The sequence below is a fragment of the Chelatococcus reniformis genome (assembly GCF_014640075.1).
In the GTDB taxonomy this organism is placed as follows: domain Bacteria; phylum Pseudomonadota; class Alphaproteobacteria; order Rhizobiales; family Beijerinckiaceae; genus Camelimonas; species Camelimonas reniformis.
Genome location: NZ_BMGG01000010.1, coordinates 230044 through 244373 on the forward strand (window position 1 = coordinate 230044; position 14330 = coordinate 244373).

Annotated in this window: 10 protein-coding genes; 4 read left to right on the top strand and 6 right to left on the bottom strand. The window is 68.5% G+C overall.

The window, feature by feature from the left end; genetic code table 11:
* Positions 1 to 133: 133 nt before the first annotated feature.
* Positions 134 to 532, bottom strand: coding sequence for a RidA family protein (locus IEW34_RS25615; RefSeq protein WP_188612196.1), 399 nt, complete (start codon positions 530 to 532; stop codon positions 134 to 136).
* A gap of 211 nt (positions 533 to 743) precedes the next feature.
* Between IEW34_RS25615 and IEW34_RS25620 the strand changes: the two genes are divergently transcribed.
* A complete protein-coding gene (locus tag IEW34_RS25620; protein WP_188612069.1) occupies positions 744 to 1340 on the top strand; it encodes a TetR/AcrR family transcriptional regulator in 597 nt (198 codons plus the stop codon).
* Positions 1341 to 1415: 75 nt separating this feature from the next.
* Here the strand turns inward: IEW34_RS25620 and IEW34_RS25625 are convergent, their stop codons facing one another.
* Complete coding sequence (locus IEW34_RS25625) at positions 1416 to 3074, bottom strand: FAD-binding dehydrogenase (RefSeq protein ID WP_188612070.1); 1659 nt, start codon at positions 3072 to 3074, stop codon at positions 1416 to 1418.
* 219 nt (positions 3075 to 3293) lie between these two features.
* On the opposite strand from IEW34_RS25625, the gene IEW34_RS25630 reads away from it, so the two are divergent.
* Entirely contained in the window at positions 3294 to 5177 is a 1884-nt protein-coding gene (locus IEW34_RS25630) for a sigma-54-dependent Fis family transcriptional regulator (RefSeq protein WP_188612071.1), read from the top strand.
* A 157-nt stretch (positions 5178 to 5334) separates the two neighbouring features.
* Here the strand turns inward: IEW34_RS25630 and IEW34_RS25635 are convergent, their stop codons facing one another.
* The 4 genes from IEW34_RS25635 to IEW34_RS25650 form a co-directional block, all read right to left on the bottom strand.
* Positions 5335 to 6435, bottom strand: coding sequence for an LLM class flavin-dependent oxidoreductase (locus IEW34_RS25635; RefSeq protein WP_188612072.1), 1101 nt, complete (start codon positions 6433 to 6435; stop codon positions 5335 to 5337).
* A gap of 235 nt (positions 6436 to 6670) precedes the next feature.
* A complete protein-coding gene (locus tag IEW34_RS25640; RefSeq protein WP_188612073.1) occupies positions 6671 to 8293 on the bottom strand; it encodes an AMP-binding protein in 1623 nt (540 codons plus the stop codon).
* Positions 8294 to 8327: 34 nt separating this feature from the next.
* Entirely contained in the window at positions 8328 to 9548 is a 1221-nt protein-coding gene (locus IEW34_RS25645) for an ABC transporter substrate-binding protein (protein WP_188612074.1), read from the bottom strand.
* Between the two features lie 162 nt (positions 9549 to 9710).
* Positions 9711 to 11030, bottom strand: coding sequence for an FAD/NAD(P)-binding protein (locus IEW34_RS25650; protein WP_188612075.1), 1320 nt, complete (start codon positions 11028 to 11030; stop codon positions 9711 to 9713).
* A 207-nt stretch (positions 11031 to 11237) separates the two neighbouring features.
* Between IEW34_RS25650 and IEW34_RS25655 the strand changes: the two genes are divergently transcribed.
* Both IEW34_RS25655 and IEW34_RS25660 read left to right on the top strand, forming a co-directional pair.
* Complete coding sequence (locus IEW34_RS25655) at positions 11238 to 12191, top strand: TAXI family TRAP transporter solute-binding subunit (protein ID WP_188612076.1); 954 nt, start codon at positions 11238 to 11240, stop codon at positions 12189 to 12191.
* Positions 12188 to 14326, top strand: coding sequence for a TRAP transporter permease (locus IEW34_RS25660; RefSeq protein ID WP_244642212.1), 2139 nt, complete (start codon positions 12188 to 12190; stop codon positions 14324 to 14326). The genes IEW34_RS25655 and IEW34_RS25660 overlap by 4 nt, the downstream gene beginning before the upstream one ends.
* The last annotated feature ends 4 nt before the right edge of the window (positions 14327 to 14330 follow it).

A 14330-nucleotide genomic window follows, 5' to 3' on the forward strand; every position in this document is an offset into this window, starting at 1 on the left:
CCGACATCGGTCGAGATCATTTCGGTGCCGAAGCGCTCAATCCCGCGAACGAGGCTTATCGCGCCAGCGCTCCCGCACCGTACACGAGGCCGACTGGCGAGATGCAAGCTCGACGCCCTTCGCCGCCGGTCGATCAGGTGGATTGGGGAAGGCGCGCGATGACCTTGATCTCGAAATCGAAGCCTGCCAGCCAGTTCACGCCGACCGCAGTCCAGTTCGGGTAGGGCGCCTCACCGATCGCCTTCGCACGCACGGCGAAGAACGTTTCCCATTGCGCCGAGGGATCGGTGTGGAAGCTGGTCACGTCGACCACATCGTCGAACGTGGCGCCGGCGGCCTTCAGCACGGCCGTCAGGTTATCGAAGGCAAGCTGAACCTGCTTTTCGAAGTCCGGCTCGGGCGAGCCGTCTTCGCGGCTGCCGACCTGACCCGAGACGAAGAGAAGGTCGCCGGAGCGGATCGCCGCCGAATAACGGTTGATTTCGTAGAGCGCCTGCCGGCCGGCAGGGAAGATCGCTTCGCGTTTCGCCATCGGTTTGCTCCTCGACAGGGTAGAGCAGGCCATGCCTTTTCCGGGCGACGCGGCCGCGTCATCGGCGGTGCCACGTCCACGCGGTCTGGGCTTCGGGCCCTCTGCACGCACGGGGCGAGGGTTGATATGCGCCCCATACGACGGCATATTTGTACATACGCGTCGTATGTCAATACGCATACGCGGCGTATGTCACTGACAGGAGGGGCCGTTGGTCGCGAGGCGGCGCGCGCAGATGGTGGAGGAAACGCGTGCCAAGCTCATCCGAGCCGCCCGGACCGCCTTCGCCGCAGAGGGCTATGCGGGGGCGTCGATGGACGACCTGACCGCCGAAGTGGGCCTGACGCGGGGCGCGCTCTACTACAACTTCGGCGACAAGAAGGGCCTGCTGCAAGCAGTGATCGATCAAATCGACTCCGAGATGGTGGCCCGCATGCGCGCCGTCCACGACCGGGCGCCGACCCGCTGGCTCGGACTTCTCGACGAGAGCGTCGCCTATATCGAGATGGCGTTGGAGCCGGACATCCAGCGCATCATGCTGCTGGACGGGCCAGCCGTGCTCGGTGATCCGTCGCGCTGGCCCAATCAGACAGCGTGCCTTCGCACGACGACGCAGACGATCCAGGCCCTCATCGACGAGGGAACGGTCAGCCCGATGGATGCGGAGGCCGCCGCCCGGCTTCTCAATGGCGCGGCGCTCAACGCCTCGCTCTGGATTGCCGCAGCGGACGATCCACACGCCGTCTTCGCCAAGGCGGTGGAGGCTTTTCGACATCTCGCGGTCGGTTTGCTGCGAACCGGGGACTGATCGCCACGGCCTTGCGCTCCGTGGACGCGGCGGTGCGGGTCAAGGCGGGCCTGACGCGGTGACGGTCGTCGGGTGTCAGCCGACGGCCGCGGCCGCGGCGCGTCCAGCGGTGCGGCCGGAGAACAGGCAGCCGCCGAGGAAGGTGCCTTCGAGCGCGCGGTAGCCGTGCAGGCCGCCGCCCCCGAAGCCGGCGGCCTCGCCGGCTGCGTAGAGGCCCGGAATGACCTCGCGGTCCTCGCCGAACACGCGACCCTCCAGGTCCGTCTCGAGGCCGCCGAGGGTCTTGCGCGTCAGGATGTGCAGCCGCACCCCGATCAGCGGTCCGTGGGCGGGATCGAGGATGCGGTGCGGCGGGGCGGTGCGGATCAGCTTGTCGCCGAGGGAGCGGCGGGCGTTGTGGATGCCCATCACCTGCGCGTCCTTGCCGAACGGATTGGCGAGCTCCCGATCGCGGGCCGTGATCTGGCGTTCGATGGCGGCGAGGTCGAGCAACCGAGCGCCGCTCAGCCGGTTCATGCCGGCGACAAGGTCGGCCAGGCTGTCGGCCACGACGAAGTCCTCGCCCTTGTCCTTGAAGGCCTCCACCGGCCCGGTGGCCCGGCGGCCGATGGCCCGCCGTGCCGTCAGCCGCCAGCTGCGGCCGGTGAGATCCGGGTTCTGCTCGGAACCGGAGAGGGCGAACTCCTTGCGGATGATGCTCTGGTTGAGGATGAACCAGCTGTAGTCGTAGCCGGTGCTCCTGAGGTGCGTGAGCGTGCCGAGGGTATCGTAGCCCGGGAAGTTGGGCGCCGGCAGCCGCCGACCCGTCGCGTCGAACCACATCGAGGACGGGCCGGGAAGGATGCGGATGCCGTGCCGCTCCCAGATCGGGTTCCAGTTGCGGATGCCTTCCACGTAGTGCCACATGCGGTCGCGGTTGATGAGGCGCGCGCCGGCCGTCTCGGCGATGGCGAGCATGCGTCCGTCGACGTGCTTGGGCACGCCGGAGATCATGTGGGCCGGCGGCGGACCGAGACGCTCCGGCCAAGCCGCCCGCACCATGTCCTGATTGCCGCCGATGCCGCCCGCGGCCACGATCACCGCCTGCGCGGCAATGGCGAAGTCACCGACGGCCCCGCGCGAACTCGCGGCGCCGCGCTCGACTCCGCTGGGCTCCAGGATGGTGCCCTCGGCGCCGGTGACGGCGCCGCCGGTCCGCACCAGCCGGTCGACCTGGTGCCGCCACAGGAAGCGCAGCCGGCCCGCCGCCTCGGCCTCACGGGCCCGGCGCGCGAACGGCTCCACCACGCCGGGCCCGGTGCCCCACGTCACATGGAAGCGCGGCACCGAGTTGCCGTGGCCGGTGGCATCGCCGCCACCCCGCTCGGCCCAGCCGACCACGGGGAAGAGCCGGTGGCCCATCTGGCGCAGCCAGGCGCGCTTCTCGCCTGCGGCGAAGGCGACGTAGGCCTCGGCCCAGCGGCGCGGCCACAGGTCATCCTCGCGATCGAAGCCCGCGGCGCCGAGCCAGTCCTGCCAGGCGAGCGCGGCGCTGTCGCGAATGCGCATGCGCCGTTGCTCGGGCGTATCGACCAGGAAGAGGCCACCGAGCGACCAGAACGCCTGCGCCCCGAGGTTCTGCGCGGGCTCCTGATCCACGACGATGACCGAGCGGCCGGCGTCCGCGGCCTCGGTCGCCGCCACCAGCCCGGCAAGCCCCGCGCCGATGACCAGCACGTCGGTGGATTCGCGCATGCCATGCTCCTCGTTCGGGCGGCTCTGAGGGACGGACGATTGTCCTACGAATCGTCGCCGCGCCCAAGCCTTGCTCCGCGGGCGACCCGTTCGAGTTCAGCGGCCGGCGGCCGGCGAGCTCCGGACCGAAGCCGCCGTTTCCGGCCGGAGCGGCCGCAATTGACTTCGAACAAAGCGCGATGACACTCTTTGCCAAAGTCTAGGGTGGAGACAATCGCGATGGCGAACCCTGTGGCTCGCAACCACGCCGAGCGCGTGTTCTCAGTCGCGCGGAACGTTGCGGCCGTCATCGACGATTCCGGCATCGCGAGTTCCTGGCGGCGCTGCCTTGTCGACCACAAGCTGGACCCGGCCCGTCGCGGACCGCCCCGCACCTTAAGCCAATCGGAGTTGAGGGAGCACGTCGCGCCGGTGGACAGGCTGATCCACCTCGCCATGCCCGAGCTCGAAGAGCTTTACCGGGTCCTGCGCAGCGCCGGCTATTGCGTCAATCTGGCCGATACGAACGCAGCCATCCTGGTCAGCCGCCTGCCGGACGGTGAGGCCGCGGCCATCCTGCGGCGATGGAAGGTCCACACCGGATCGGTCTTCTCCGAAACCGTCGAAGGCACCAACGGGCTGGGCACGGCGCTTGCCGAGCAACGCCCCGTCCTCGTGCATCGCGACGAGCATTTCCGCGAGCAATGGTCCCAGTTCACCTGCGCGGTGGCGCCGCTGTTCGACCATGCCGGACAACTCACCGGGGCGGTGAACATCACCTCGTGCCGCGGCGACCTCGATCGCGGGGCGCATCAGCTCGCCTTTGCCGTCATGGCGCAGTCCGTGCGCCGTCTCGAGGAGACGATTTTCCGATCGCACTTCCGCGACGGCTGGATCGCAAGATTGCCGGCCGAAGGCGGGGGCGGCCCAGTCCTGATCGCGTTCGACGATGACCGCCGGGTGCTCGGCGCCAGCCGCGCCGCGCGCCATGCCTTCGGCCTGTCGGACACGATGATCGCGGCGGGAACACCGCTGTCACAGCTTCTCGAGCTCGACGCCGCCGTCCCGTGGCGGTCGGACGAGCCGCAGGTGCTGCACGACCGCGCCGGACGGCGCCTCGGGCACGGCCAGATCTCGAGCCCCCCGCGCGCCCGTCCGCCGACCGCGGGGCGGCCCTCGGTGGGCACCGCCCAGGTCGGGGATCAGCGCTTCGCCGCGCTCCTGCAGCTCGCCGGCGGCGACCCGGCGCTGCGGCGCGGCGTCAAGCGGCTGATGATGGTCGCCGACGAAGACATCCCTGTCCTGTTGCAAGGCGAGACCGGCAGCGGCAAGGATGTCTTTGCCCGTGCGATCCACGCCGCCAGTGGCCGCGCCCAAGGGCGTTATGTGGCCTTGAACTGCGCGGCGCTGCCCGAGAGCCTGATCGACGCCGAGCTGTTCGGCTACGAGGCGGGGGCATTCACCGGCGCCCGGCGTGACGGCTGCAAGGGATTGGTGGCGCAGGCCGACGGCGGCACGTTGTTTCTCGACGAGGTCGGAGATATGCCGCTGGCGCTGCAGACGCGGTTGCTGCGCGTGCTGGAGAACCGGGAGGTCTGGCCGCTCGGCGCCGCCAAGCCGGTCAGGGTCGACATCCGGCTCATCAGCGCCACCCATCGCGACCTCGAGCTCATGATTGCCGACGGCGGCTTTCGCGCCGACCTCTACTACCGGCTGCGCGGCTTGCGGGTCGAGCTGCCGGCGCTGCGGATGCGAACCGACAAGGTCGAGGTGATCGCCCGGATCGCCGCCGAGGAGGCGCCCTGCGCTCGCTTGTCATCGGGCGCTCGCGAGTTGCTGCTGGCCCACCCGTTCCCCGGAAACATGCGGCAGCTGCGGCATGTGCTGCGGTTGGCCGGCTGCACCGCGGAAAACGGCCTCATCGTCGAGGCCGATCTCGACCTGCCGCCGAGCGCGCGTCGGGCGCCGCTGCCCGACCTCGAAGCGGCCGAGCGCAACGTCATCGTCGCGACGCTCCGCGTGCACCCGGGTCGCATGGAGGATGCGGCGCGGGCGCTGAACATCAGCCGCGCCACGCTCTACCGCAAGATCAAGGCCCTGAAGATCTCCCCGCCAGGAGAGTAGGGCTCGCGTGCATCGGCCTCTCTCCCCGCGGGCGGGGAGAGAGGCCTTCGCTAGTGCATTTCCGCGTTTCTTCGAATCGCCGAAATGCTCTATCTGTTTGATTTGTCGCGTTTTCTTCACGCGAACCGGCGTCCACTTCGCTCGAAAACGCTCTAGGTCAAGCGGCCTTGTCGATGGCTGGCCTGAGGTGAGCGAGGCGCGGCAGCACCTCCTGCTTCAGAAGCCGCAGCGAATTGTGCCACGCCTCCGGCTTGTGCTTGTAGTCGAAGCCGAACACCAAGAGCGTGCCGAAGCCGCCGACCTCGTCGTAGATCTTCTCGATCTTCTCGGCCACGGTGGCCGGCGAGCCGACGATCCAGTTGTGCTTGGCGCAATATTCGACGGTGACGTCGCTGTCCGGCACGTCCGGCGCGTGCTTGAGATAGTCCTTGAAGCCGAAGTGGCCGAGCAATTGCAGAAAATACTCGCCCATCATGCGGCCCATCATGTCGCCGACCGACAGGCGCCAGGCTTCCTCGTCGGTATCGGCGACGAACACCTCGCGCACCATCCGCCAATCCTGTCGGTTCGGCTTGCGCCCGGTCTTGGCGGCACCGAATTCGACGGAGTCCCAATGGCTCGACACGTAGGCGGGGTTGAGGTTGAGGCTCATCGGGATGTAGCCGCGTTCGCCGGCGAGCTTCAGCGTATCGGATCCCTTGCTCAGGCCGGCCACCGCGATCGGCGGATGGGGCGCCTGGACTGGCTTGATATGGGGCTTGAGAAAGTCGAACATCACGTCGGGCTTCGAGACCGTCCAGTATTTCCCGGTATAGGTCCACGGCGCGTCGTCGGCCCACAGCTTGAGGATGATCTCCAGCGCTTCGCGCGTCATGTCGCGGTTCTGGCCGGACATGCCGTCGACGTTGAACATCGCCCAGTCGCTCGGCAGCCCTGAGGCAGCAACCCCGAAATTCAGCCGCCCGCCGGAGAGGTGGTCGAGCATCGCCACGCGATTGGCGAGCTCGGCGGGATGGTGGTAGGGCAGCAGGAAGCCGCCCGGGCCGAGGCGAATGTTCTTGGTTTGCAGGAAGGCCTGCGCGAGCAGCAGGTCCGGGGCCGGATGCGGTTCCCACGGGGCCGTGTGGTGCTCGCCGATCCATCCTTCCTGGTAGCCGAGCTCATCGGCCCAGCGCAGCACCTGGAGGTCCCAGTCGTGCCCCTCCTTCAGCCCGCACTCCGGCGGGTGCGACGGCATGGTGAAGTAGCCGATCTCCATGTTCGTTTCCTCTTGATAGATTGATTGTCTGCAACGCGTCTTGAGCGCGTTCCGGAAGCAGAGCAATCGCCGTGCCAGCGCTCAGCTCCCCGCTGGCCACAGCATCTTCAAGTGAATTTGGCGGGCATCGCCCACCTTTGAGGTCAGAGGAGCGCTGCGGAGCTTGTATGGGAGTCTCAGGGCTGAGAATGACGCGTCTCAATTCTGAGACACGACGTGCCGCGCGCGAGGCGTCTCAGCCTGGGCGAGCGGCCGCAGCCATGTCGCGTGCCCAACGATAGTCGGCCTTGCCGTTCGGGGCACGACGGACCTCGTCGACGGGCACGATCAGCCGCGGAACCTTGTAGCCGGCAAGGCGCGACCGCGACCAGGCCTCGAGATCGGGCGGTTGTTCGACCCCGGACCGGAGCGAAACGACGGCGGCGATCCGCTCCCCGAAGCGCTGGTCCTCGACGCCCACGACCAGGCAGTCTTCGACGTCCGGATGGGCCTTGACCGCCGCCTCGACCTCCTCGGGGAAGATCTTCTCGCCGCCGCTGTTGATGCACAGCGAACCCCGGCCCAGGAAGACCAGGCTGCCGTCGGCCGCCACCTTGGCGAAGTCGCCGGGGAAGCTGTAGCGCACGCCGCCGATATCGCGGAACGTGATGGCGCTCTTCGCCGGGTCCTTATAGTAGCCGATCGGCGTCGAACCGCCGTTGCCGATCATCCCGATCTCGTCGGATCCCGGCGCGACCTCCCGGTCGTCGTCCGCGAAGACCTTCGTGGTCAGGTTCGGCTCGATCCGTGACAGCGCGGCCGCGGGGGTGGCGCGCGTGACCACATTGCGGCCCATGCTGCCTTCGCTCGAGCTCATGAGGTCGAAAATGGTGACGTCGAGAAACGACAGCAGGCCGCGCTTGACCTCGTCCGAAAAGGCCACGCCGGACGACTGGATGAAGCGGAGCGAGGTCAGGTCCGGTACCGTGCCGGTCTTCTGCCACGCCAGCAGGGTGTCGAGCAGGGGCCGCGCGAGGGCGTCGCCGACGATGGTGAGGTGCGTCACGCGCTCTTGCGCCACCAGCCGCCAGACCTTGGCCGGATCGAAACGCTGGTCCCGATAGGTCACGACCGTTCCCCCCATGTGATGGGGGATGACCGCGCCCAGGAACATGCCAGTGCCGTGCATGAGGGGACAGGCGGTGAGGCTGACCGGCGCGAGGCCGTCCCGGTGCAAGCGGGCGACGATCCGGGCCAGCTCGGCGTGCGTCTGCGGCACGTCGAGGCCCGCGACCTGGTAGCCGAAGAGGTGGTTCTGCGAGAACGCGGCCTGATCGTACATGACACCCTTCGGCAGTCCGGTGGTGCCGCCGGTGAAGAGCATGTAGATCGCGTCGTCGCTGAGCTGACGGTGGGGCAGGGGGACCGAAGCCGCGATGATCTCCTCGTAGCGCAGTGCCCCTTGCAGATGCCTGCCGGAGCCGTCGTCCACCTCGATCAGAAGTTTGAGCTTGGGCACCGACGCGCGGACCGCGCCGACCCGCTCGGCGAAAGCGGCATCGAAGAAGAGCGCCTCCGCATCCGCGTAGTCGAGCAGGTACGTCAGCTCGGAATCCACGTAGCGATAGTTCACGTTCACTGGAACGCCGCCCATCTTCATGATGGCATAGTGCGCTTCGAGGTATTCGTTGCTGTTGTGGGCGTAGAGACCGATCTTGTCCCCCTCGCGCAGGCCGGCATCGACGAGGGCCGCAGCGAGGCGAGCCGCCCGCTCCTCGTACTGGCGCCAGGTGCGGCGGACGTCGCCGTTGGCCACGGCGATCCGATCCGGAATGGCCTCCCCCACGGTGCGCCACACATTCGCGTAATGCCAGGTCATCGGCTCGGTCCCCACAGCCGCACGGCGCACACGCCTAATCGGCGATCGTGTGCTCGGATAGTTCCCAGTCCTGGCCGGTATAGCGGCCCATGTAGAAGGTCGTCACGGGCTCGTAATCGGTCGCCGTCACGGCAAGCGTCAACCCCGGCAGCAGATAGGGCGTGCGCATGCCCTTGAGATCGGTCGCCTGCTTCAGCAGGTTGGCGCGGGTGAGGTCGTCGCCGCACCGGCGAAGCACCTCGCTCAGCAGCACGGCACCTGAATAAGCATAGAAGCCGGTGTCGTCGGCGGGATCGACGGTGGGCACGTACTTGGCGCGGAACGCCTGATAGGCCTGAACCTCCGCGTCGTCGTGCCAGCGCGGGCTGCCGACGCGCTTGTTCGACTGGATGGCGATCAGACCCTTGGCATTCTCCGGCCCTGCGGCCTTGATCATCATGCCGCTCGCGGACGCGCTCATCATGTACTGGAGCGGCTTCCAGCCGAGCTCGGCCACCTTCTTGATCGACTGCGAGGCGAACTTGCCGACGGTGACGTTGAAGAAGACGTCGGCTCCCGAGTTCGACAGCTTCACGAGCTGCGAATCCAGCGTCGGGTCGGTCGCATCGTAGGTGGCTTCGCTGACGATCATCGTCGCGGCCTTATCGCCCAGCACCTCCCTGAAGTTGCTAACGAAATCGCGACCCAGGTCGTCATTCTGCGAGAGGATGGCAACCTTCGCATCGGGCTTGTTGTTGAGCAGCCAGCGGGCGAACACCCTCCCTTCCGTCGAGTAGAGGGGTACCCCGGGCGTGGACCAGGGGAACTTGTCCGGCTGGTTCCACCTCGACGCGCCCGAGCTCACCATGAGCTGCGGGATCTTCTTTGCATTCAGATACTTCTGCACAGCGCTCTGGGTCGCCGTGCCCATCGAGTTGAAGGTGAACAGGACGCCCTCGCCTTCGATCAGCCGACGGGTGGCTTCCACGGTCTTGGGTGGACTGTAGCCGTCGTCGAGGCTGATCAGGTTCACCTTGCGACCGTTGATGCCGCCCCGCTGGTTCAACTGCTCGAAGTAGGCGCTCTGGATGCGCCCGACCACGCCGCTGTAGGATGCGGGCCCGCTATAGGCAAGCGTCTGCCCGATCTTGACCTCGGTGTCGGACGCGCCCTCGTCGTACCTCTTGTCGGCGGCTGCCGCCGGAAGGCCGGACGACAGCCCCGCAGCCAAAATGACAGACGCCAACAAACGGCGGCGACCAAGCCTCACTCGCATAGCGACCTCCCGATCTTACGCATGCGTAAGTTCATTGACGCCTGTGTAACAATGCTCCGGGGCCTGTCAATCCGGGACTACTGAGACCGCGCCGCGAGCGGGGGCGTCGAGGCCGTGGCGCGGCGGGTGGGGATTGGTCGGGGGGCTGATGCGATCGCTCGCCTACGCTCGCCGCAGATGCCGTTCGACCATGGCGGCGCATTGCAGGCGGATGTCCGGGACGGCGGTGATCTCCCACAGGGCTGCGCGGGTGACCGGGCCGACACCGTAGACGCGCGGCGAGACTCGGCCGTCGCGGCCGACGACGGCACCGTCGCCCGCCACGTCGAGGCCGAGGCCGAGCGCATCGGGCCGCGCCCCGCCGCGGGAGACGAGGTCCCGCAGCACGGGGTTGGACCCGAGTGGATGGCAGCTCACGCCGGTGCAATCGAAGCAGCGGTCCACGTCGACGATGCGGACCGCGCCGGAGCCGCGCTGGCGCACGGCGACCCGCAGGCGCCCCGCCGCCGCCTCCTCGCCGGCAATGCGCCCGGCGATCACGGTGAGCTTGCCGCTGGCGAGCGCCTCTTCCACCACCTGAGCGATCTGGGGCGCCGTGCGATGGCGGTGGCTGTCCCACCAGGGCCGCAGATGGGTCAGGAAGCGTCGGCGCTGCGCCACCGACCAGCTTTGCCATAGCTTCTGGCTGTGCGGCCGGAGCCCATCGACCACGTCGCGCCAATCGCGGCCTTGCTCGCGCGCATCACGGACGAGGCGGCGCACCCAGCCCAGGGTCTGCGACATCTCCGCTCCGAACGGCACGCCCGCGGCATCGATGGGGAGCGCTGCGCTCTGCCGGTGCACCTGCGGCAGTTGCCCGCGCCGCGACAGCGCGATGATCGGCCCACGGTGGCGGCGGGCCGCCAGGGCAATGAAGAGGTCGACCATGCCGAGGCCGGTGCCGCGGATCAGCACCGTATCGTCCGGCACGACCTCGTCGACCGAGACCGCCGAGACCGGCGCGTCATAGCCCACGGCCAGGAATGCCGTGGTGCCCGCATGGCGGCTGCCGTCCGCCAGGCGGGCTTCCACGCCGGCCTCGGTCTCGACGAGCGCCTGGCACTCGCCTTCGACGCGGCGGAAGCGGTCGCCTGCTCCGGCGAGTTGCTCCAGCGTGTGCCGCAGATAATGGGCGTAACGGCTGCGCTGGGCGAAATGGAAGCCGTCGATGCCGCCGTCGGTCGGGCCGTCCCCGTGCCGGAGCCAGCGACTAAAGTGCTCCGGGTCGTCGGCGAACATGCTCATGCTGTGCGCCCGCACGTTGAGCAGATGGCCGGGGTGATCGGTGGAATAGGCGAGGCCGCGGCCGACCTGCTCGCGCCGTTCGATCAGCGTGATGCGGATGTCCACCTCAGGCCGCCGCAGCAGATGACAGGCGAGGATCACGCCGCTGGCGCCGCCGCCGATGATCAGGAGCGCCCCGGGCGCCGTCGTGCCGGTCATTGGATCCTCTGGCCGGAACCGCCGCCTTGCAGGACCGCAACAGGTCCGCGAGGCGCCCCTCCAGCAAGAGAGATAGAGCGGGACCAGAGGAGGGCGAGAGGCCGGCCCCCGACAGCGGTCCGAAAGGCGAGGTTGAGGTGGGCGCCGCCGGCGTGGAACAATGCGGCAAAGGCCGGCGGCGCTCCGGCCCGCTGGGAGGTCTCGAAGATGGACGGCAGAGGTGTGGGGCGGTTGATCGGCGTGCTCGCCGTGGCAATGCTCGGGGCGTTGCCCGCCCGGGCCGACGAGTTCGTCAATATCCTGACCGGCGGCACCTCCGGCGTCTACTACCCCATGGGCGTCGCCATCTCGAAGATCATCGGCGAGAAGGTGCCGGGCACCCGCCCGTCCGTGCAGGCCACCAAGGCTTCGGTGGAGAACCTCGTGCTGCTCCAGCAGGGCAAGGGCGAGATCGCCTTTTCGCTCGGCGACAGCGTCGTCTTCGCTTGGCAGGGCAATGAGGAGGCCGGCTTCAAGAACAAGCTCGGCAAGCTGCGCGGGCTCGCGGCGATCTATCCCAACTACATCCAGGTCGTGGCATCGAAGGGCTCCGGCATCCGCACGCTGGCCGATCTCAAGGGCAAGCGGCTGTCGGTCGGGGCGCCGAAGTCGGGCACCGAGCTCAACGCGCGCGCCATCCTGCAAGGCGCAGGCCTGAGCTATGCAGACCTCGGCAAGGTGGAATACCTGCCGTTCTCCGAATCGGTGGAATTGATGAAGAACCGCCAGCTCGATGCGACGTTGCAGTCGGCAGGCCTCGGCGTCTCGTCGCTACGCGACCTGGCCACGGCCGTCGACATCGTCGTCGTCGAGATCCCGCCCGCGGTCGTCGACAAGGTCGGGCAGCCCTACGTCAAGGCGGTGATACCCGCCGGCACCTATACGGGCCAGGACAAGGCGGTCGAGACTGCGGCCGTGGTCAACTTCCTGGTCACGCGCGCCGACCTCTCCGACGATGCCGTATTCGCCATGACAAAGGCGATCTTCGACAACCTGCCGGAGCTGCAGGCCGCCCACAGCGCCGCCAAGGAGATCACCCTGGAGGGGGCGCTCAAGGGCATGCCGATCCCGGTGCATCCGGGTGCGGCCAAATACTTCGCCGGGAAGGGCGTCAGCCAGTGAGCCTGGCGGACGGGGGCCGGGCCGGCCCGGGAGCCGCGCCGCCCCAGCCGATCGACGATTTGGAGCACGGGCTGCCGCCCGGATTCGGCCCGGGCGGGGCGGGCCGCGTGCTGTTCCTGATCGCCATTGCCTTCTCCACTTTTCAGATCGTCACCGCGCTCTACGCCTTCCTGCCGAGCCAGGTGCTGCGGACCGTGCACGTGGGCTTCCTCGTGCTGGTCGGTTGGGCCCTGGTCGGCAATCATGCCGGCCGCGCCGGTGTTCGCTTCGCCTGCTGGGCCGTAGGGCTGGCGGGCTTTGCGGCCGGCCTCTACCACTGGGTGTTCTACACGGACCTGGTGAATCGGGCGGGCGACATGACCACCGCCGACATCGTCGTCGGCCTCGTCGCGCTGCTGACCCTGTTCGCCATCGCCTGGCGGCTGATGGGCGCGGCGCTCCCCGTCATCTGTCTGGCGTTCGTGGCCTACGCCCTGTGGGGCCAGTATCTGCCCGCGCCCTTCGACCACCGTTCGTTCGACTGGCAGCAGGTGCTCGAGCAGATGAGCTTCGGCACCGAGGGCATCTACGGCACCCCGACCTTCGTCTCGGCCACCTACATCTACCTCTTCGTGCTGTTCGGCGTCTTCCTCGAGAAGGCCGGCATGATCCAGCTCTTCAACGACATCGCCATGGGGCTGTTCGGCCGCGCCAAGGGCGGCGCCGCCAAGGTCTCCGTCTTCTCCTCGGCGCTGATGGGCATGATCTCCGGTTCGGGCGTCGCGAATGTCGTCACCGTGGGCCAGTTCACCATCCCGCTGATGAAGCGCAGCGGCTACTCCTCGTCCTTCGCCGGGGGGCTGGAGGCGACGGCATCGATGGGCGGCCAGATCATGCCCCCGGTGATGGGCGCGGTCGCCTTCATCATGGCCGAGAACATCGGCGTTCCCTACACGGACATCGTCAAGGCGGCCGCCCTGCCGGCCGTTCTCTACTTCGCCTCCGCCTTCTGGATGGTGCATCTGGAGGCGGGGTTGCGGGGCCTGCGCGGGCTCAGAGCGGACGAGCTGCCGAACCCGATCGCCTCGCTCAAGCGGCGGTGGCATCTGTTGATCCCGCTCGGCGTCCTCATCTACCTTCTGACTGCCGGCTACACCCCCCTGTTCGCCGGGGCCGTCGGCCTTGCGCTGACCGCGGTGATGATCCTCGCCGCCGGCGGCTCACCGCTCATCCCCTCGTCGGCCGGCCGCATCGTGTTCTGGGTCGCCATCGGGCTTGCTGCGGGCTCCTTCGTCGAGTTCGGCCCGCTCGCGCTCGTGGCGGTCGTCGCTGCGCTGGTGGCGCTCAACGCCGTGACCCGCGGCGGGCGCGCGACGCTGGCGCTGTGCCGGGACGCGCTTGCCGACGGGGCGCGCCAGGCGCTGCCGGTCGGGCTCGCCTGCGCCATCGTCGGCACGGTGATCGGGGCCATGACGCTCACCGGCGCCGGCGCGATCTTCGGCAACTTCGTCGTCACCCTGGGCCGGGACAACCTGTTCCTGTGCCTGGTGTTGGTGATGGTGACATCGATCATCCTGGGCACTGGACTGCCGACGATCCCCACCTACATCATCACCGCCTCGGTGGCGGCGCCTGCGCTGCTCAAGCTCGGCGTGCCGCTCATCGTCAGCCACATGTTCGTGTTCTACTACGGCATCATCGCCGACCTGACGCCCCCGGTCGCGCTGGCGGCGCTGGCGGCGGCACCCATCGCCAAGGCCTCGCCCGACGCCATCGGCTGGCAGGCGACGCGCATCGCCATCGCCGGGTTCCTGATCCCGTTCATGGGCGTCTACGAACCCGCCCTGATGCTGCAGGAGGGCGGTGCCGTCGCCGCGGCCTACGGCTATCCGGTGGAGGTGGCGCTCGCCTTCGCCAAGGCGTCCGCCACCGTGGGCGTCACCGGCGTCGCTGCCATCGGCTACCTTTTCGTCCGCACGACGCTGATCGAGCGGTTCGCGTCGGCGGCCGCCGCGCTGCTGTTCATTTCGCCGTTCGGGGGGAGCGACTGGATCGCGCTCGCGCTCGCGCTCGCCGTCGTTGCCGCGCAGTGGTGGCGGCGGCCGAGCGGCCCGGGCGCGTCGGCGGACGCGGCGCCGCTCCGGCAGGCTCCGTGACCGC

Coding starts and splice junctions, on each gene's coding strand:
- IEW34_RS25640 (WP_188612073.1), bottom strand. CDS start 8,293: ATGACCTGGCATTACGCGAATGTGTGGCGCACCGTGGGGGAGGCCATT.
- IEW34_RS25645 (WP_188612074.1), bottom strand. CDS start 9,548: ATGCGAGTGAGGCTTGGTCGCCGCCGTTTGTTGGCGTCTGTCATTTTG.
- IEW34_RS25635 (WP_188612072.1), bottom strand. CDS start 6,435: ATGGAGATCGGCTACTTCACCATGCCGTCGCACCCGCCGGAGTGCGGG.
- IEW34_RS25655 (WP_188612076.1), top strand. CDS start 11,238: ATGGACGGCAGAGGTGTGGGGCGGTTGATCGGCGTGCTCGCCGTGGCA.
- IEW34_RS25615 (WP_188612196.1), bottom strand. CDS start 532: ATGGCGAAACGCGAAGCGATCTTCCCTGCCGGCCGGCAGGCGCTCTAC.
- IEW34_RS25630 (WP_188612071.1), top strand. CDS start 3,294: ATGGCGAACCCTGTGGCTCGCAACCACGCCGAGCGCGTGTTCTCAGTC.
- IEW34_RS25625 (WP_188612070.1), bottom strand. CDS start 3,074: ATGCGCGAATCCACCGACGTGCTGGTCATCGGCGCGGGGCTTGCCGGG.
- IEW34_RS25650 (WP_188612075.1), bottom strand. CDS start 11,030: ATGACCGGCACGACGGCGCCCGGGGCGCTCCTGATCATCGGCGGCGGC.